Source organism: Ruminococcus sp. Marseille-P328 (assembly GCF_964249465.1).
GTDB classification, from domain to species: domain Bacteria; phylum Bacillota; class Clostridia; order Lachnospirales; family Lachnospiraceae; genus Blautia_A; species Blautia_A faecis.
In genome coordinates, this window is record NZ_CAXUBQ010000012.1 from 1 (window position 1) to 18233 (window position 18233).

Sequence of the window (18233 nt, forward strand, 5' to 3'; positions counted from 1 at the left end):
GCGGTAACTACATAGTACCATAAAATTTGTAATTAGGGATTCTCATTTTGACTTGTACTATTTATATTCTAGCACCAATTCTTCATCGGTTAATTCGTATCATCTCAACATAATTAACACCCCTTTTTCTTTATTCTAACATGAAAATGGGTATTAGAATATATGTTTTGTGCAACTTTTATTTTTCAAACAGGCTCTAGCGTAAGCGTAATCGACAGGGAAAATTATGTTGTACCCATTTGGACAATTTGAATATAAGACTCCCTCGTAAATCAAAATGCCATCACACCGACTACTCCAAGTGTGATGGCATATGCCTTCTTTCTGTATTTTCCTACTTGATTTACGGATGGGTAATTGAATGTTCCCGCCGGGGTATCACAGATACTGGCTAAACTCTATCTTTTCCTTATTCGGTCCCTTAATTGTGAAAAATCTGACTCCGTTTTCCCAGAATGGTAAAAAATGGATCGTATCCCTGGTGGTATTTAAACCAGCATGGTTGATCAGTTCATATACTTTTTCGATGTCTTTTACATCAATTGCAACGTGATCTATAGCGCCTAATTCCATTTTAGCAGCTTTATTCTCATATGTCTCAATTACCAGATTATTCAGCTTGAGGAATGCAACTTTCTCATTTGCTTCCTCGTTGACAGTTTGCAAAGCGACCTCAAATCCAAGCCTTCTATAAAATTCAACGGTTGTTTCTATATCATTTGTAGGAATTCCCACATGCTGAATTCCATTTAACTGCTTCCTTAACATTATTTCTCCTCCTTTTTTTCTCATATAACAGCCCGGCTTCAGCCAGTTTTTCTAAAATCCACCTCTTTTCCTCTTCCGTCTCAACTGGAATCTGCAATTCTCCATATGCAAAATCCGGCAGGCTTAAGACTCCAAGCATGGATTTCGCGTCCACAATATAGCGTCCATAACAAAGATCCACATCGCAGGAAATTGATTCTGCAATACTGACCAATTTACTTGCATTCTGCATAGTTCCCAATGTTACTTTTATTTTCATCGCTTTCACGCTCCTACGCAAACAGACTAATCACAATAGCACAGACCAGACCTGTAATTCCAATAATGGTTTCCATCATGGTCCAGGATTTCAAAGTCGTTTTCTCATCAATCTCAAGAAGGGAACTGACCAGCCAGAAGCCTGAATCATTTACATGACTGAAAGCAGTTGCTCCTCCGTTGATGGCACAGACCATGGCAGCCAGATAAAGTGGTGACAGTCCTGCTACTCCAGGCATAGCGGCCATGATTCCAGCTGCCATTGTCATGGCTACCACAGCAGCTCCAACAGACGAGCGGATCAGTGCTGCAATGAGAAAAGCAATCAATACTAACGGAAGTCCGCTTTTTTCAAGAGCTGGTCCAATAATATTTCCCATTCCGCAGTCCTGAAGCACCCAGCGGACAATTCCGCCGCCAGTAATTACCAGTAGGATTTGTCCTGTAGGGCGCAGGGAACGGTCCAGAATTTTCTTTAACTGCTCTCCATCATATCCCTGTTTTTTTCCAAGGAAGTACATGGCACACAACACAGCAATGATCAGCGCTACAAATGGAGTTCCCAGAAATTCCAGCACTGGTCTCGCCGGAGCAATACCAGGAATATAAGTTGAAAGTGTGTTACACAAAATCAGTACCAATGGTACAAGGATAATACATAACACTGTAGAAAACTTCGGAAGATTTCCTTCTTCGGCTTCCCGAACTTCCTGAATATTTGAAGGAAGTCCTGCATCAATTTTACTTCCGATAAATTTTGACCATAAAATACCTGCAAAAATCAGTGACAAAATTCCAACAGGCACACCTACTGCGATCATAATGCCAAGATCCACGTTCAGCATATTTGCCACCAGGACAGAGCCTGCTGATGGCGGAATAAATGCAAAGCCTGTGGCAAGTCCAGCCAGAAGAGGGATCACATAATATAAAGTAGATTTCTTTGTCTTTTTTGCAAGTCCGAATGCCAGTGGAATGAGAATCACCACGCCAGCCTCAAAGAATACGGTTGTACCAACTACCAGCCCTGTGATTCCCAATGCAATTCCAGATTTTTTCTCACCGAATTTATTGATCAAAGTCTGGGCAACACATTGTGCACCTCCTGATACTTCCAGGATTCCTCCAAACAAAGAGCCAAGTCCAATTAATAGGACAATTCCCTGCAAGGTATCCCCCGCACCTTTTTCCACTGTACTTACCAGGGTTGGAACCGGCATTCCGGCTCCAAGCCCAATAACCAATGCTGAAATCAGCAGTGATAAAATCGGATGAATCTTAAATTTAATGATAAGAAGCAGAAGCAATATAATTCCTGTCCCTGCCGCGATCAGCAGTCTGGCTGACTCTGCCACAAATACCGGTTCTGTCATTTTGTATTTCCTCCCCAAATTTCTCATTCAATAGTCTACAGTTAAACAGATAACAACACCCGCATTTTTGCTATCCTATATTCGGGACTTATCAGCATAGTGCATCCCAGATAAATTTGTTACGCTGTAACATATTTATGAATTGTAGCTCTCACAGCTCCCGGCCCTGCGATCATTTCCCTGAACATGTTCTCAATCTTCTCTCCCACACCAGCTTTGTAAAGATCTGTGAAAAACAGGCGCTCGTTAGAAAGGATCGGTTTCAGCTGATTCTTAAAAGTCTCAGGCTTTCCAATAACAATATCCTTTAACTGTTCCTGGAGTTCCTCATTCATCGGATCTGGTGCCAGTTCATATTTATTCCCTGCATCATCCACTGCCAGCATATATCTTAACCAGCCAGCGATTCCAAGAGGAATTGCTGTGAGCTTAGATGCATTCCCGAATCTCTTCACATATGCCTTTACAGTCTCTCCAAAACGGATTCCAACCATCTGGGATACATCCACAGCAAGACGAAGGTTGGTATCGCCAAGGTATTCATTTGGGAAACGATCGTTAAAAAGCTCATCCACAAATGCCTGTGGGGAAAGGATTCCAGGATCAGCAACTACCGGAAGTCCCTCACTATAGGCTACCATACGTGCCATTTTCATCATGTCTTCATTTGTATTCAGCATATGGGCAAAAAGGTCATATCCAAGAACCACGCCAAGAGGACCAGTTGCAGAATGAACCGGATTCAGACATACCGTTACTTTCATTCTCTCAGAAAGATTTACTGTATTTCTGTCTGCCATGTATACGCCGAAGCCTTTTTCCAGAGCAGGACGTCCATTGGGGAAGCTGTCCTCGATTACAAGATACTGTGGTTTCTCAGCATTTACAAATGGTGCAATATATGTTTTCTTGCTTGTGATAACAGGCTGCATGCTTTCTACGCCAAGCTTCTCAAGGTCAGCTGCAATCTGCTCACTGGGACGAGGTGTGATCTTATCGATCATGGTCCATGGGAAAGCAACCACTTTCTCATCACTTACATAGCTTATAAATCCATCATCTACAAATCCGGCTTTCTTCCATTCTTCTGTCATAGTCAGCACAGACTCACGAAGCTTCGCACCATTCTGGGAGCAATTGTCCATGGATACAAGAGCGATCGGATATTCGCCTGCTTTATATCTCTCGTAGAGCATTGCCACCAGAACTGCCATGGCACCTGTGGCCTTATCCGGACCATTCTGGATATCAGCCTGTACAAATGGGAACCAGGTTCCGTCAGCTTTATGTAATGCATATCCTTTTTCCGTGATGGTAAAGGATACCATCTGAAGGGATTTACTGGTAAAAATTTCTTTCAGACGGTTCCACTGAGCCAGTTCTGAAGACTGAGCCTTTACAGCTTCTGCCAGAGCGCCCAAAACCTTATATTCACGGGTTCCGTCTCCATGAAGGATTACATTTAATCCAAGATTGTCATATGGTTCATAAATCTTATCCACTACATCATAGTCAAAGGTCTCCACACAGGTAATTCCTCTGTCCAGAATTTCGTCTTCCAGAAGTCCGTCTGCAATACCACCGATAAATACACGGAAAATATTGCCGATTCCAAAATGTACCCATACTGGAGCTTCTTTCGCTTTGGCAGATATTTTCTCCACATCATAACCTGGAAGCTGAATTCCTGCATTTTCCCATGCTTCATGCTCTTTGATTCCGTTTAATGTTAATTTCATGTTCTGTTCCTCCCTGATTTTTCGTCTTATACAGATCTGATTTCCACTCAAAATCTGTTATCTCTTTATCATTCCTTCTTGTTTTGACTTATGTGTATGTCTTAACTGTAAGTTCAGTATATATCTTTCCTGTTAAAAAATCTATTGGCAGAAAGTATAATTTTTAAATTCTGATTTTGTATGATTCTACCAATTTATTAATAACGGATTACTGGTTGCTCTGTTACTGTTGCTTTTTCCCAAGCTCTATACTAGAATACAGTTAAATCTTAATATTATCTGGTACATTAAAGATGAAATAACATAACCAGGAGACTATCATGAGTGAAAAAGGATTAACTACCATTGCTTTAAAAAAGATAAACCGTTCCAAAATTTACCAATACATTTACCGGAACAAACTGACCTCCAAGCTACAGATTGTCCAGGATCTGCAGATGGGTCTGTCTACTGTCAGCCAGAATTTAAATCTTCTGGAAAATGAAGGGCTGATCGAGAAAAATGGTTACTTTGATTCCACCGGAGGACGAAAGGCCAATGCCATTCAGATTGTTTCGGATTTCAGAATTTCCATTGGTGTTGGCATATTAAAAAATATGTTTCATATCACCGCTATCGATCTGTACGGAAATACGATCTGTATTGATACAATTCCGCTTACCTACTCAAACACAGCTGCGTATTATCAGCAAATCACTGACAAAGTCAAAGACTTTATTGCCAAAAACCAGTATCCAGAGGATAAAATTCTGGGTGTTTCCATCGCTACCCAGGGAATTACTTCCCCGGATAATACTACTGTTATCTACGGAAATATTATGAACAACACAGGAATGCGGCTGAAGGATTTTTCCAGACATCTGCCCTATCCCTGCCATCTGGAGCATGACTCCAAATCAGCTGCCTTTCTGGAATTATGGAACCATCCGGAGCTTGACAGTGCTGTTGTCCTTTTATTGAATCGAAATCTTGGCGGTGCCATTATCACCAATCACCAGATTCACCAGGGCCGTTTCATGCACAGCGGAACAATTGAGCATATATGCATCAACCCGGACGGACCGCTTTGCTACTGCGGAAACCGGGGCTGTCTGGAAACCTATTGCTCTGCCAACTCTCTGGAACAGGCCGGCGGCATGACTATAAAGGAATTTTTCCCTCTTTTAAGAGAAAAAAAATCCCCTCAGCTTATACAAATCTGGGAGGATTATCTCAATCATCTGGCTTTTGCAATGAAAAACCTGAATCTGGTTATTGATGCACCAATCATTATCAGTGGATATCTGGCACCTTATTTTACAGAAGAAGACACCGATTATCTGCTGGAACAGATTAATTCCATGACTCCTTTTGAGCTGGAAGAAGAACAGCTTCTTGTGGAAACTCATGGGCAGTATACGCCGGCAATCGGGGCTGCACTATTTTATGTGGAGGAATTTATCCACTCGGTTTAATAGTGAAAAATCAATGCAAAACATGTAATTACACATTTTTCTTGACAAAAGATTTCGCCCTTATTATAATTACCACTGATAATTAACTGTGGTAATTATTTTTTTGTGAGGAGAAATACACATGGACATTGAACTTATCAAGCGTATGATGGATGCCTGTTATCAGGGCAAGCGGATCCGGGATATGCTACCGCCTCTGCCAGATGGAGTTGCATCTTCTTATATTCAATATCTGGATATCATTGAAAAGCTGGAAAAGCAGGGAATCCAAGTGAAGGTATCAGATGTAAGTGATGCTCTTTCCCTCCCACGTCCCGGTGTAACTCGTACAGTGAAGGACATGGAAGCCAAAGGCTATGTGAAAAAGTTTGCATCTGCAGAGGACGGCCGGGTTACTTATCTTACTGTCACAGAAGCCGGAAAAGCCCTTTCCGAAAAGTACAATAAGCAGTACTTTACTATCCTGTCCGGTTATGTAGACAGTATTCCAGATGAGGACATTCTGTGTACCATCCGGACCATGGAGAAATTTTACAAAATTATGTGTGAAAGGAGAATTGACCTTGACAAATGAAAAGAATGATTTCACCCAGGGCAGTATTCTGAAAAAGCTTGCCCTTTTTATGCTGCCGATTCTTGGTGCCCTTGTACTGCAGGCAGCATATGGTGCCGTAGACCTTCTGGTAGTTGGACGCTTCGGCTCCACCTCCGGATTATCTGCCGTTTCTACCGGAAGCCAGGTACTGAACCTTGTTACCTTTGTGGTGACACAGTTTGCTATGGGAATCACAGTCCTCATAGCCCGCTATCTTGGCGAAAAAAAGCCGGAACGGATTGGCTCTGTTATTGGCGGTTCTGCAGTTGTTTTTGCTGTCATTTCTGCCATACTTTTTATTGTAATGATTGCTTTCGACCACCCTATTTCCGTGCTTATGCAGGCTCCTGCGGAGGCTGTTTCACTTACCACAAGCTATGTAAGAATCTGTGGGAGCGGTATTTTCTTCATTGTTGCCTACAACCTGCTTGCTGCTATTTTCCGCGGGCTTGGTGACAGTAAATCGCCGCTTTTATTCGTTCTGGTAGCCTGTATTGTAAATATTTTCGGAGATTTATTTCTGGTTGCAGGACTTCATCTGGATGCCGCCGGCGCAGCTCTCGCAACCGTTTTCGCACAGGCGGTCAGTGTAGTATGTGCGATCATCATCCTACTGAAAAAGAAGCTGCCCTTTTCCATCCAAAAATCCAACTTCCGTTTTAATTCCCAATGTAAACGATTTCTGGGAATCGGGCTGCCTCTTGCTCTCCAGGAATTTCTTACCCAGCTGTCCTTCCTGGCACTTTGTGCATTTGTAAACAGATTGGGACTGGAAGCCTCCTCCGGATATGGGGTTGCCTGCAAAATTGTAAACTTTGCCATGCTGATTCCAAGCGCACTGATGCAGTCCATGGCATCCTTCGTTTCCCAGAATGTAGGAGCGGGAAAGCCGAAGCGTGCAAAGCAGTCCATGTTCACCGGAATCGGAGTCGGACTGCTATTCGGATGTTTGGTTTTTGTTCTGATTCTATTGAAGGGTGATGTACTTGCCAGCCTGTTCTCAACTGATGCAGCAGTTATCCAGAAAGGCTTTGAGTATCTGAAGGGCTTCGCGCCTGAAACAATTTTAACAGCAATTATGTTTAGTATGGTTGGTTATTTTAACGGAAATAACCAGACCTTATGGGTTATGTTTCAGGGATTGTTCCAGACACTTCTGGTGCGTCTTCCAATGTCATATTATATGAGCATTCAGCCTGCTGCCAGCCTGACAAAAATCGGTCTGGCAGCACCTGCCTCCACACTGGTAGGCATTTTGCTTAATGTAATTTTCTTTCTGTACTTCAACAAAAAAATCAATAACAGGCAATAAGTAAAAAAACAGTCCCCTACGCAGTCTGTAAAATGTACTGCGTTGGGGACTTATTTTATGACGGGGTTATTCTTATTATGCCCGTTCTGCTTTCTTTTCAGTTTCCGGTTTTTCCAAAAGCTTCTTAATACCCTGGATTGCAACCAGCACACCCAGTATTAACAGTAATACTGCAAATATCAGCTGTAAAGAATTTCCAAGATCCAGACCTGTTGTTACAAATGCTTTGGAAAGCTTTACAATTGTCATTCCAAGTGCGGTAAAGGTAACTGCCATCATAAATACCATTGGTACCCAAAGCATCCAGCCCTGACGCTTGGTTTTCTTTAAGAATACTGCGCAGGCTACCAGTGCCAGTACAGATAACAGCTGGTTTGCAGAACCAAACAGTGGCCAAATTTCTGCATATCCAACCTTGGTAAGCAGGTAAGCAAGTACAAGTGTAATGATGGTTGCAAAGTATTTGTTTGTTACCACTTTCTGGAATGGACTCATATTTTTCTCATCTGTGTCGGAATCAAGGAAAAATTCCTGGAAGGACAGACGTCCTACTCTGGCTACAGAATCAAGAGATGTAAGCGCAAATGCGGATACTGCAAGGTTGATCAGAGTGAACACAAGGGAGTGAGGCAAACCGATCACAGAAAGGAAGTTTGCAATCGCACCTGCGAAAATCTGTGGCTGGGTGGTAAGTCCCTGTGCTGCTGCCTCGCCCTGTCCAAAGGATGCAACTGCGATCAATGCGATGATTGCAAGCATACTTTCCATAAGCATTGCACCAAAGGAAACCGGCAGCATGTTCTTTTCATTTTTGATCTGCTTGGAAGCAGTACCGGAAGATACCAGGGAATGGAAGCCGGAAACTGCACCACAGGCAATTGTTACAAATAAGATTGGGAACATGTATTGTCCATCTACATTAAAGCTTGTAAATGCCTGAAGATTACATGCCGGGTTCGCTGCAAATACACCGATAACAGCGCCCACGATCATGAAGATCAGCAGATAGCTGTTCAGATAATCACGTGGCTGAAGCAGCGCCCATACAGGAGCTACACTGGCGATCAGAATATATACAAAGATAATAATGTGCCAGGTTCCAAGGCTTACATACATTGGGAACTGCAGTCCCAGCACAATTGCTGCAACCAACAGCACAATTGCAAAAGCAGTATTTACCCATTTATTGAACTTTGTGTACTTCAGGAAAAATCCAAGTCCAACTGCTTCAAAAATGAATAACATGGAAGTTGTTGCAACAGCTCCGTTTGCCACTACCTTTGTCACTTCTCCTGCATCATTTGTGGCAAATCCGTTAAAGGTTCCGGCTACAACATCTGCGAATGCCGCAACAACCAGAATACAGAACAGCCAGCAGAATAAAAGGAATAATTTTTTTCCAAGTTTTCCAATGTACGCTTCAATAATGTATCCGATTGTACGTCCTTTGTTCTTTACAGAGGCATACATAGATGCAAAGTCCTGAACTGCTCCAAAGAACACACCACCGATCAGGATCCAAAGAAGTACCGGAAGCCATCCAAAAATGGCAGCCTGGATTGGTCCATTGATCGGGCCGGCACCGGCAATGGATGCGAACTGATGTCCAAATACTACATTGGTATCAGCCGGTACATAATCAACTCCATCCTCCATTTCGTAAGCCGGAGTTTTTGCTTTCGGGTCAATTCCCCATTTGTTCTGGAGGTAACGGCCATACAGAAGATAGGCGCCGCCCAGAACTACGATAGCGATTACCATCATCATAATTCCACTCATAATCTTTCTCCTCGTCTTTCATTTGTAGTCAAGTGGTTAATATATAAAAAACGCCCTTGCTATCCAATGGATAACAAAGGCGGAATTTCCGTGGTACCACTTTGTATTATCGTATCTATTACTAAATACGACCACTCATTGCTGTCTGTATAAACAGCTTCTTCTGTAACGTGAAGACTACGTCCCGGCTTACTGAAATTAGTTATTATTTTTTCAGCGGGATGCTCCCAGGTGATACCACAAAATACCTTCTGCCGCCTCTCACCAGTCTGCGGCTCTCTGTGTTCCGGTTATCTTTTGTAATTTGTCCTGTTCAATGCATTTCTCTTTATCTAACTAAAGTTTTACTACTTTTTTTAGAAAATTGCAATACATTTTTTGTATATATTATACGATTTTGTCAATCTGTTTTTGTGCATTTTCACCGACCGGTATCAGTATCTTCAGATCAAACCAATTCTCCTTTGTGTCAATGGAAACAGCGCCATCATATTTATTTACCGTATAGCGAATGCTTTTCAGTCCATAACCGTGGAATTCTTTGTCCCGCTTCGTTGTGATAAACGCTCCGCCCTGGTATTTCAGTTCGGTATCATAATAATTTTCAAACCGGAGAAGCAGAAAGTTTTTCTGTTTTGAAACACTGACGTGTATCAGCCTTTTTTCTTTATCCGGAATCTTCAATTCGCATTCAATGGCATTATCCAGTGCATTTCCAAAAATACTGCAGATATCCATAACGTCCATAAAATCCAGCAAGGCTCCATCTGCAACGCAGGTAAAGGTTATGTTATTCTTTGCGCAATAAAGACTCTTGGTAGTCAGCACAGTATCCAGCACTTTATTTCCTGTTTTGTTCTGACTTTCATATTTCTTTATATCTGCTTCCATTTTATCCAGAAATTCTTCTCGTTTTCCAGGATCAGCTTCACTTCTTAACACAGCAATCTGATGCTTCAGATCATGATACTTATAATTGATCAGCTCAATGCTTTCTTTTGACTGCTTGTATTGCGCATACTGATTCTGAAGCACATTCTGTACCGCCTCCAGTTCTTTTCTCACCCGAAGCTCACAGCACTGTATCAAATGTGCATATAGAATTGCAATTCCTGCAACATCTACTATAGTACGGATATTCCCTATTTCAAAAGAATATCTGCCTGTAAATGGCGTGTTCACATTCACATAACTCATATTGCTGACAGCAAATACGGCAATACTGATCAGGAGTCCGGAAAAATATTCCCTTCTGGTGATTTCCATCTGTCCATCCTTTGGCATATGAATATGAAGAATTTTGTACAATATCACTGCAATCACACCATAGATCAGAAGAATTGCCATTCCCTGCTGCCACCAGGACATCCATGCTTCTTTCCCTGTATAACACAGGATCTGCCACCCGGCAGAAGCCATAAATTCAGCTGCTACAAAAGCAATCATTCCAAAATATGCCGCATCAGTCAGCCTTATCTCACAGCAGCAAAAAACAAAAGCAACCATCAGAAAAACCGCAAATATCATACAGGGGATCCAGAAAATCAATCTTACCCCACCGGTGGAAATCAGAAATACGCTCTGTATTCCAAATGCACCTGCCACAAGACAGCCTGTTACAGCCGGTGAAAATCTTTTTTTGAAAGGCAAAATAAAAATCAGACAAGCCATCCACTCTGCAAGTGCCGTATAAAGTCTTGGAATATCGGGCAGATAATATTCTGTCATTTTATCACCTCTCCCCAATATCTGGTCAGGGCTTCCATGAATACCTTTCTTCGTGCACGGCTCAATGTCAGATTTTCTCCCTTCACCAAAGCACATCCATCCTGGATCCGTTCCACATGCTGGAGGTTGATCAGATATCCCTTATTTCCACGGCAGAAATTCATCTCCGCAAGCTTTTCCTCCATCTCCTTCATTTTCCCTGTTGTTTCATAGTTTCCCAGTATGGTATGGAGTATCAGAGTATGTCCCTGACTTTCAATATAATAAATATTTGCAACATTAATCCTGACCATGCCGCCTTTCATATTCACCATGATGATCTTCGTTTCCCGCTTTTTCATCCGGCTGATGGCACGGTTAAGCCGCTGGGAAAATGCGAAATAGGACACCGGCTTCAGTACATAATCCAGCGCATCCACTGCATATCCTCTGATCGCATATTGTGCCATATTGGTAATGAAAATGATCACAACCTCTGTGTCAATTTTGCGGATTTCTTCAGCTGCAGACATTCCGTCCATGAATTTCATTTCCACATCCATCAGAATAATATCGTACTGGGATTTATATTTATTTACAATCTGATCGCCGTCTGAATAGACTGTAATGTCAAACATCTCTTTGTTCTCTTCTTCATATTGATGCAGAAACTGCTGAAGCTGCTTTGCATACATTTCTTCGTCTTCCACAATTGCAATGCTGATCATGCCAGTCCTCCTTTTTTCCTGTTATTACGCCTCCTTTCATAATAAATAATTTTTCCTCACTCTGCAAGACAAAAATCGCATAAAAAAATCCCCCTTTTTTGCTCTGGAAATTTTACAGATTCCTCGCTCTGCTTATTCCAGATTTAAAAGGGGGACTTATGTCTCCAGATTACTGTTTAATTATTCGTTTACAGCCTGTTTTTTCTTTTTTCTCCAGCGTACAATTACAATTGTATCAACTACAATAAGAACAACTGCAAGAATCACGTCAATCATTACAAACAGTTTTGTCATATTGGTCATTCCGGTTGCCGGATTTCCATCTGCATAATATCCGCTGTTTGCTACTGTATAAAGGATATTTTTGCAAGCCTGACGCATTGCAAGAACTGCTGTTGCGCTCTCGTCTGTCAGTTTGTTGGACTCTGCACTGTTAAATCCAAGCATCAGATCATTTCCGTTTCTGATACAATGATCGGTGATCATGTAACCATAGGAACCGTCATAATCGGTTTCTACCATTCCAACAAATCCCCATTCTCCACGGAGCACGTTGTTCAAAAGCTCGTTGTTTGCACAGCTTGGTACTGTACCGATCCAGTTGAAGGAGGACATAACTGCCATTGCTTTTCCTTCAAAGCCCTTTGTTGCAAGCTCGAATGCTTTCAGATATCCTTCACGGATTGTCTGCTCGGAAGCAAATGTGAGAAGGAAAGAGCATCTGTTTGTTTCCTGATCATTTAATGCAAAATGCTTCATGTATGGATAAACACCCTTGGTGGCTGCTCCATTCATTTCATTTGCTGCCATGTATCCGGACAACAGACTGTCTTCTGAATAATATTCGAAGTTACGTCCTGCAAATGCTGTACGGTGGATGTTCATAGCCGGGCCGTACCATCCGTAGTTATCAGCATCTACATATTCCTGTCCCATAGAAACGCCGATTTCATTTGCAAGTTCTTTGTTCCAGGTCTGAGCCATAAGAACTTCAGATGGATAAGCAGTTCCATATGCCTTTGTGATGAAGTTGTTTAATCCGGCAGGTCCGTCACAGTCAGATGTGGCAATTTTACCTACTGATTTGATTTCTGCGGTCTGCCATCCACCAACATTGATCAGAGTAGCCATATCTTCGAAGCTGAGCTGGTCTAACAGCTTATCCCAGTCTGCATCGTCATAATCTTTTCCGGTAAGGTCAGCAAGCTGAAGTCCGTTGTCTGCTCCCATTGCCGGCATTTCATCAGAATCATTGTTATATTTGGTTCCATCGTAAATGCCAAATACATTCTCTTCTACGGCTGCCCTTGTCTCGTCGCTCATTACATAAGCATCCTCTTCCGGCACACCGCATGCTTTGTCATAATTTGCAAAACCGTCCTCACGGGAAAGCTGCTCAAAGTCGCCTCTCGCATAATCCTCAAACTGGTTTGTTGCAACAGTTTTGTCGGAAGAACGACCATCTTTGCTGTAATCAATATCTTCATCAACGGTGAACTTCTCTTCACTAAGAACTGTATGAGAGTCTGAACGAAGAGAAATTGTGTATTCGCCAGCCTCTAAGATATAACCGCCTCCGGAGATCTTAATACCTTCAGAATCATAGGAAGCCATATCTTCTTTGTTGATGGTAAAGGATTTTGTCTGGGATTCTCCTGGCTCAATAGAATCTGTTTTCTCGAAAGCGATCAAGTTTGCTGCTGCTTTCTCGATTCCACCGTTTGTGTAAGGTGCTGTGTAATAAATTTCCACAACATCTTTTCCAGCAACAGAGCCTGTGTTCTCTACCGTTACATCAAAGGTGACGGTATCTCCGTTATCCTTGAAATTCTCAATCTGTTTGTCAAAGGTTGTGTAGCTGAGTCCATATCCAAATGGATACTGTACCATATCCTCATACTTGATAAGACCCTCTTCAGCTGCTGTTTCATAGAATTTATATCCTACATAGATTCCCTCTGCATAGTTTACAAATCCCATGCTTCCTTCGTAAGCCGGATCATTTGCTGCGATCTGCTCTTTCAGATCTTCTACGTTTGTATAAGCATTCAGGCCCATATTATTGTAGTATGGAGTCTCTGTCAGATCCTTTACAAAGGTATCTACTGTTTTTCCAGATGGGTTTACAGAACCATTGATGATCTCGCCCAGTGCTTCGAAGCCAGTTGCACCTGCTCCAGGAGCAAAGATAACCGCACCGATCTGCTCATATTTGTCTACCCAGTCCAGTTCCATTGCATTATTTGCGTTTACAACTACAATAACATTGTCAAACTGGGAGCATACTGTATCCAGCATATCTTCCTCTGTATTGGAAAGCTCAAGATAGCTTTCTCCCTCGTCGAAGTCATCATAGTCTCCATTGTTTGTGTAACTTCCTTTTACATATCCGTAATTGTCTGGGGAAACAGATACTTCTTCTGCTTTCTTTGCATAGCTTCCATCAATTACAGATTTCATGTCGGTTGGAAGGTCTGCACCCTCTCCGCCGGAACGTCCAATTACAACTACAGCTGTGTCAGAATACTCTTTTGCTTCGTCCATCAGGCTGTCTGTGTAATACTCCTTAGTCGGCTCAGGCAGTGTCCAGTCCTGCTGCGCCATGGCAATTGTAGGACGGTCAGCTCTGTAGTCAGTATACATCTTGGTAAGAGACTCGTTTGTCTCATATCCGGCATCCTTTAAGGACTGCAGGATACCGATTGCTGTGGAGGAATCAGAAGATCCTGATCCTGTTCCGCCAAACAGCGGGTTTGTAGAATCCCAGCCGAATACATTCAGTTTCTTTGTATCTGAGGAAAGAGGTAAAATACCATCGTTTTTCAGTAACACCATTCCTTCTTCAGCAACCTTCTGAATGGTTGCACGGCTCTGGTCTGTAGTCTCTTGTGCAAGTACTACTTTCTTTGCGTTTAAAACACTTGATACGTTGTTGTACATCGGTCCGTAGCAGATTACATTTACAAGCACTGCAACAATTGCAATAAATGCAATGGCAGCCTGCCAGCGGATCACATGACGGAATCCCTTTTTGGCTTTATGAGCCACAACCATTACTACGATCATCACAACAAGTAAAGCAAGGATTGCGATAACATAGCCGATCAGCTTCTCAATATAGGATGTAAGGTCAGCCTGACTTACACCGAGACTGCTGAAAACCGGGCTCAGTAAATTTACTAAAAATCCTGTCATAATCATTTCCTCCCTTTGTTATTTTCAGGAGTATTCTATCAGATTTCAGCAGATTCTGTTGTATTTTACATAAACGGTTCTTTTTTTACATAAACGGTTCTTTTTTTTACATAAACGGTAGTTTTTATGGCATTCGTTTTATTAATCCATTCGGAAACACTTGGTGTAAAAGTCAATAATCCGACCTGCTTTTTAAAATGTTCAGATTGGGACACTTTAAATTGCTACATCTTGTACATTAATTATCCTATTCTGGCAGGCTACTTTCCAAACAGAGCCGTCCCGAGGATGTCAAGTCATTGCTACAAAAAATATGCGGCTTTTTTGCCAAGAAAATGGCTTAAAACCGCATATTTCTGTATAGAGGACGTTATATAATTGTCACAAAGTGGGTGGGGAGGATGTTATGTCATTGCTACAAATATCATTCTCCGCATAACGATTTTTTATAACTCATTCCATTCTTGTGAAAGCGGAAAATGATAAGCCATATCGAAAGCTGAAATAGCTGCTCTATTTACATCCAAAATTTCAGTAAAATCTCGATCTTGCCCTTTAATTCCTTTTTTTCCTAACCCCGATAATAATTGTTCAGCTGTTTCCAACATTAAAACATGTAAATTTTTTGTTTCAGCATAGGTTTCCAGAACACTATTTTGACATTGTTTATGAAGACAATAAAGATAATGCCTAAATGCTTCTTTTTCGCCAAAACCTGTTGATGATGGTAAACTTCCATTGAACAACATTTCACTATATTTATTTTTCATCGTTACTGGAGGTTCAATTCTATCTAATAGGTCCATACGTTTTGCAATGTCTAAAAAAGGAATTTTATACTCTGATAATGCTTGTGGACAATAATACCATACCGCTCGACGGCTAGGCTGTTTATCATCTATTGTTTCAAAATGTTCTGGCTGAAACCATCTTAAATTCAAAAAATTTCCTGATGCAATTGCATCACATTTTGCTAATGCCATACATAATAATTGATGACTTGCATAACCCACAATCGTCATCTTCCGCTGTCTCTTAATTCCTGCTACTAATGACATAATATTAGACACCCACAATGGTCGATCCACCAAATAATATCGTTCCGGATGTTCGCATACAATATATACACCTTCTACATCCCATTCTTCAACATACTCTATCACCCGTTCAATCTGGCTTTCATCATTAAGTACATCACTACTCAATGAAATTGTGTGTATATACTTCATATCAGGTGCATATTTTTTTGCACTTTCTATTATTATTTTCTGTATTTTATTCCATAAATCGTCTATTTTCTTAGCAGTAATGGAAGGCAACAAAAACGCTTCTGCCTCAACTTCGTTATTTAATTTTGATAGTTCTTCTACTACCGTATCAAATTGTCCCATTTCCAATGATGTAATATCACTCTTCGGCCAATATGCATACTGAGACAATTTTTTTTGATATTGTCTAGGATAATACAATTGTGGATCAACAAGTACTTTCCCTTTTTTCTTATGCACCCTAGTTGCATAACCTTTTACCTTATTGGGCAAAATGTTCATAGGGCTAATGATAATAGTTCCACCATCAAACTCTTCTAAATGCTCGAGAGCTAACGCTTGCATATTATGTCCCATTTGTATAAAAAGTTCCATTCTTTAACCCCTTCTATTCATAAACAAATGTCTTTTTAGCTACTTTTAACCAATCTATTGCTTGCTTAGCAGTCCTAGGTCTTCTAGAAGGATATTTTCCCATCATTGCCCCTAATAATGCCATAAACTGACTTTGAGTATCCCCTTTGATTGAATACTGTACAGGTGTAATAGTTTCTGTCTTTTGTAAGACTTCAAGTGCATTTATAGAGCCTTCTCTAAATGGATTTTTTCCTGTAATACATTCATAGGTAACAACTCCTAGTGAAAAAATATCTGCTCGAGAATCAATTTCCTTTTTTAAATTATTAAATTGCTCAGGCGCAGCATATCCAGGTGTATGCGGACCCATCATTGCACCTGTTCTTGTCAATGAATCTGCTCCCAATATCCTTGCAATTCCAAAATCCAGGAAAAATATTCTACCATCATCTGCTCGTATAATATTTTCCGGTTTAATATCTCTATGCACAATACCTTTATTCTCTATACAAGCAATAAACTCTAACCCCTGTTCCAAAAATGTCACTGCTTCCTCTAAAGAAAATCTCTTGCCACTTTCAAGCACCTTCCGTAATTCTGTTCCTTTTACTTTTTGCTCAATAATATATAATGTCTCTGTTCCCTCATACTCTATGGTTCCAGTTTCATATATTTTAGGTACCATGGATAAGTTTAAATCTCTTTCTATTTGTATTTCCCTAAGAGACCTGGGATCGTTAAGCTGAAAATATAATTTAATAACAGTTTCTCCATATGAGTTGTGAACTCCATCAAATACAATCTTCTGTCCACCACGTGCCATCAATTCAATTTTTTCAAATTCTTCTTGACACATTTCTTGAAATTTTTTCATCTCTCATTTCTCCTAACTTAAATGGGCAACAGTCCTTCCAATCCATTCATTAAACTGTAAAGACTGATAACTTGACGGTGATGCTAATTTCTTTGCTTCTACTATTTTTCTAAAACTTCTCTTCTTACAATACAAACCTGTGCCTTGTCTTTCAAACTTTTTAATCGTACTACTTTGCGGATTTGAAGTACTTGTTAATGCATATGATTGTGATGCAAACCATGTATTAATAAGAGACTGTTCAGCAACTTTCTTTATATCCGTCATTTTAGCTTCCACTGAAATCAATTTTTTTATATTATATATCTTTTTGATGTCTACTGGTTTCCATAAGCCGTGATCACGTATAATCATATGTGCATCTAGTAATTTTTCTATGGCCTGAATTGTATCTTTTTCTGGCATCTTAAGTCTTGTTATCAATTCACTTCCTGTACTTCCTTTAGTCATCAATAACTGAGATAACACTTTTAAATCATTCGTTTCCAGATTTTCTCTTTGTTCAGACCAATTCTCCAATATTTTAGGTGAATATGATGCAAATACAATGTCAGGAAATCCGGATGCAACTTTAGGTTCTACAAATATAGCTAAATTGTTTGTTTTATTGCTTTTTAAAAAATTATGAATATAATATTCAATAAAATCTTCAACCAAATCCAACTCATCCCCTTGAGTTGATGGTCGTGTATACAATCCTATATCTTTAATATTATGATCAAACATCAATATCCTATCCATTGTTACATTTCACCCTTTTCAATCTCTCTTTTGCACTTTTTATAGAAACAATTATAACAATCCCGCCTTTAAAAATCAATCACTC

General features: G+C 40.6%; 14 protein-coding genes and 1 other annotated feature. Of the genes, 3 read left to right on the plus strand and 11 right to left on the minus strand.

The window, feature by feature from the left end:
* Nucleotides 1–378 precede the first annotated feature (378 nt).
* From ACESTK_RS09805 to ACESTK_RS09820, 4 genes are all read right to left on the minus strand, one after another.
* Nucleotides 379–768, minus strand: a complete 390-nt coding sequence (locus ACESTK_RS09805) for a VOC family protein (protein WP_373119648.1) — start codon at nucleotides 766–768, stop codon at nucleotides 379–381.
* Nucleotides 716–1027, minus strand: coding sequence for an HPr family phosphocarrier protein (locus ACESTK_RS09810; protein WP_368366742.1), 312 nt, complete (start codon nucleotides 1025–1027; stop codon nucleotides 716–718). The genes ACESTK_RS09805 and ACESTK_RS09810 overlap by 53 nt, the downstream gene beginning before the upstream one ends.
* A gap of 13 nt (nucleotides 1028–1040) precedes the next feature.
* Nucleotides 1041–2399 (minus strand): GntP family permease, encoded by a 1359-nt coding sequence (locus ACESTK_RS09815; protein WP_173773984.1) that lies wholly within the window; start codon nucleotides 2397–2399, stop codon nucleotides 1041–1043.
* A 119-nt stretch (nucleotides 2400–2518) separates the two neighbouring features.
* Nucleotides 2519–4138 (minus strand): mannitol dehydrogenase family protein, encoded by a 1620-nt coding sequence (locus ACESTK_RS09820; RefSeq protein WP_373119650.1) that lies wholly within the window; start codon nucleotides 4136–4138, stop codon nucleotides 2519–2521.
* 320 nt (nucleotides 4139–4458) lie between these two features.
* On the opposite strand from ACESTK_RS09820, the gene ACESTK_RS09825 reads away from it, so the two are divergent.
* The 3 genes from ACESTK_RS09825 (at nucleotide 4459) to ACESTK_RS09835 (ending at nucleotide 7499) form a co-directional block, all read left to right on the plus strand.
* Nucleotides 4459–5592 (plus strand): ROK family transcriptional regulator, encoded by a 1134-nt coding sequence (locus ACESTK_RS09825; protein ID WP_373119651.1) that lies wholly within the window; start codon nucleotides 4459–4461, stop codon nucleotides 5590–5592.
* A 121-nt stretch (nucleotides 5593–5713) separates the two neighbouring features.
* A complete protein-coding gene (locus ACESTK_RS09830) occupies nucleotides 5714–6166 on the plus strand; it encodes a MarR family winged helix-turn-helix transcriptional regulator (RefSeq protein ID WP_227198892.1) in 453 nt (150 codons plus the stop codon).
* Nucleotides 6156–7499, plus strand: a complete 1344-nt coding sequence (locus tag ACESTK_RS09835) for an MATE family efflux transporter (RefSeq protein ID WP_373119652.1) — start codon at nucleotides 6156–6158, stop codon at nucleotides 7497–7499. The genes ACESTK_RS09830 and ACESTK_RS09835 overlap by 11 nt, the downstream gene beginning before the upstream one ends.
* Before the next feature lie 75 nt (nucleotides 7500–7574).
* Here the strand turns inward: ACESTK_RS09835 and ACESTK_RS09840 are convergent, their stop codons facing one another.
* The 7 genes from ACESTK_RS09840 to ACESTK_RS09870 form a co-directional block, all read right to left on the minus strand.
* Nucleotides 7575–9278 (minus strand): carbon starvation protein A, encoded by a 1704-nt coding sequence (locus ACESTK_RS09840; protein ID WP_195379632.1) that lies wholly within the window; start codon nucleotides 9276–9278, stop codon nucleotides 7575–7577.
* Between the two features lie 72 nt (nucleotides 9279–9350).
* Nucleotides 9351–9604 (minus strand) — a binding site (T-box leader).
* A gap of 61 nt (nucleotides 9605–9665) precedes the next feature.
* Nucleotides 9666–11006 (minus strand): ATP-binding protein, encoded by a 1341-nt coding sequence (locus ACESTK_RS09845; RefSeq protein ID WP_270430990.1) that lies wholly within the window; start codon nucleotides 11004–11006, stop codon nucleotides 9666–9668.
* On the minus strand, nucleotides 11003–11713 hold the full coding sequence (locus ACESTK_RS09850) for a LytTR family DNA-binding domain-containing protein (protein WP_148461047.1): 711 nt from the start codon (nucleotides 11711–11713) through the stop codon (nucleotides 11003–11005). The genes ACESTK_RS09845 and ACESTK_RS09850 overlap by 4 nt, the downstream gene beginning before the upstream one ends.
* A gap of 180 nt (nucleotides 11714–11893) precedes the next feature.
* Complete coding sequence (locus ACESTK_RS09855) at nucleotides 11894–14908, minus strand: glycoside hydrolase family 3 C-terminal domain-containing protein (protein WP_373119655.1); 3015 nt, start codon at nucleotides 14906–14908, stop codon at nucleotides 11894–11896.
* A gap of 446 nt (nucleotides 14909–15354) precedes the next feature.
* Nucleotides 15355–16551, minus strand: a complete 1197-nt coding sequence (locus ACESTK_RS09860; protein ID WP_118392780.1) for a hypothetical protein — start codon at nucleotides 16549–16551, stop codon at nucleotides 15355–15357.
* 13 nt (nucleotides 16552–16564) lie between these two features.
* Nucleotides 16565–17407 carry a serine/threonine-protein kinase gene (locus ACESTK_RS09865; protein WP_005333818.1) on the minus strand — a complete coding sequence of 281 codons (843 nt, stop codon included), beginning with the start codon at nucleotides 17405–17407 and terminating at the stop codon, nucleotides 16565–16567.
* Nucleotides 17408–17419: 12 nt separating this feature from the next.
* The gene (locus tag ACESTK_RS09870; RefSeq protein WP_118520129.1) at nucleotides 17420–18148 is read right to left on the minus strand and encodes a hypothetical protein; all 729 of its coding nucleotides are present in this window, start codon (nucleotides 18146–18148) and stop codon (nucleotides 17420–17422) included.
* Between the last annotated feature and the right edge of the window lie 85 nt (nucleotides 18149–18233).

Excerpts from the sequence above, each read along its gene's own strand:
- ACESTK_RS09840 (WP_195379632.1), bottom strand. The coding sequence starts at position 9,278 with ATGAGTGGAATTATGATGATGGTAATCGCTATCGTAGTTCTGGGCGGC.
- ACESTK_RS09815 (WP_173773984.1), bottom strand. The coding sequence starts at position 2,399 with ATGACAGAACCGGTATTTGTGGCAGAGTCAGCCAGACTGCTGATCGCG.
- ACESTK_RS09805 (WP_373119648.1), bottom strand. The coding sequence starts at position 768 with ATGTTAAGGAAGCAGTTAAATGGAATTCAGCATGTGGGAATTCCTACA.
- ACESTK_RS09825 (WP_373119651.1), top strand. The coding sequence starts at position 4,459 with ATGAGTGAAAAAGGATTAACTACCATTGCTTTAAAAAAGATAAACCGT.
- ACESTK_RS09855 (WP_373119655.1), bottom strand. The coding sequence starts at position 14,908 with ATGACAGGATTTTTAGTAAATTTACTGAGCCCGGTTTTCAGCAGTCTC.
- ACESTK_RS09865 (WP_005333818.1), bottom strand. The coding sequence starts at position 17,407 with ATGAAAAAATTTCAAGAAATGTGTCAAGAAGAATTTGAAAAAATTGAA.
- ACESTK_RS09845 (WP_270430990.1), bottom strand. The coding sequence starts at position 11,006 with ATGACAGAATATTATCTGCCCGATATTCCAAGACTTTATACGGCACTT.
- ACESTK_RS09870 (WP_118520129.1), bottom strand. The coding sequence starts at position 18,148 with ATGGATAGGATATTGATGTTTGATCATAATATTAAAGATATAGGATTG.
- ACESTK_RS09830 (WP_227198892.1), top strand. The coding sequence starts at position 5,714 with ATGGACATTGAACTTATCAAGCGTATGATGGATGCCTGTTATCAGGGC.
- ACESTK_RS09860 (WP_118392780.1), bottom strand. The coding sequence starts at position 16,551 with ATGGAACTTTTTATACAAATGGGACATAATATGCAAGCGTTAGCTCTC.
- ACESTK_RS09850 (WP_148461047.1), bottom strand. The coding sequence starts at position 11,713 with ATGATCAGCATTGCAATTGTGGAAGACGAAGAAATGTATGCAAAGCAG.
- ACESTK_RS09810 (WP_368366742.1), bottom strand. The coding sequence starts at position 1,027 with ATGAAAATAAAAGTAACATTGGGAACTATGCAGAATGCAAGTAAATTG.
- ACESTK_RS09820 (WP_373119650.1), bottom strand. The coding sequence starts at position 4,138 with ATGAAATTAACATTAAACGGAATCAAAGAGCATGAAGCATGGGAAAAT.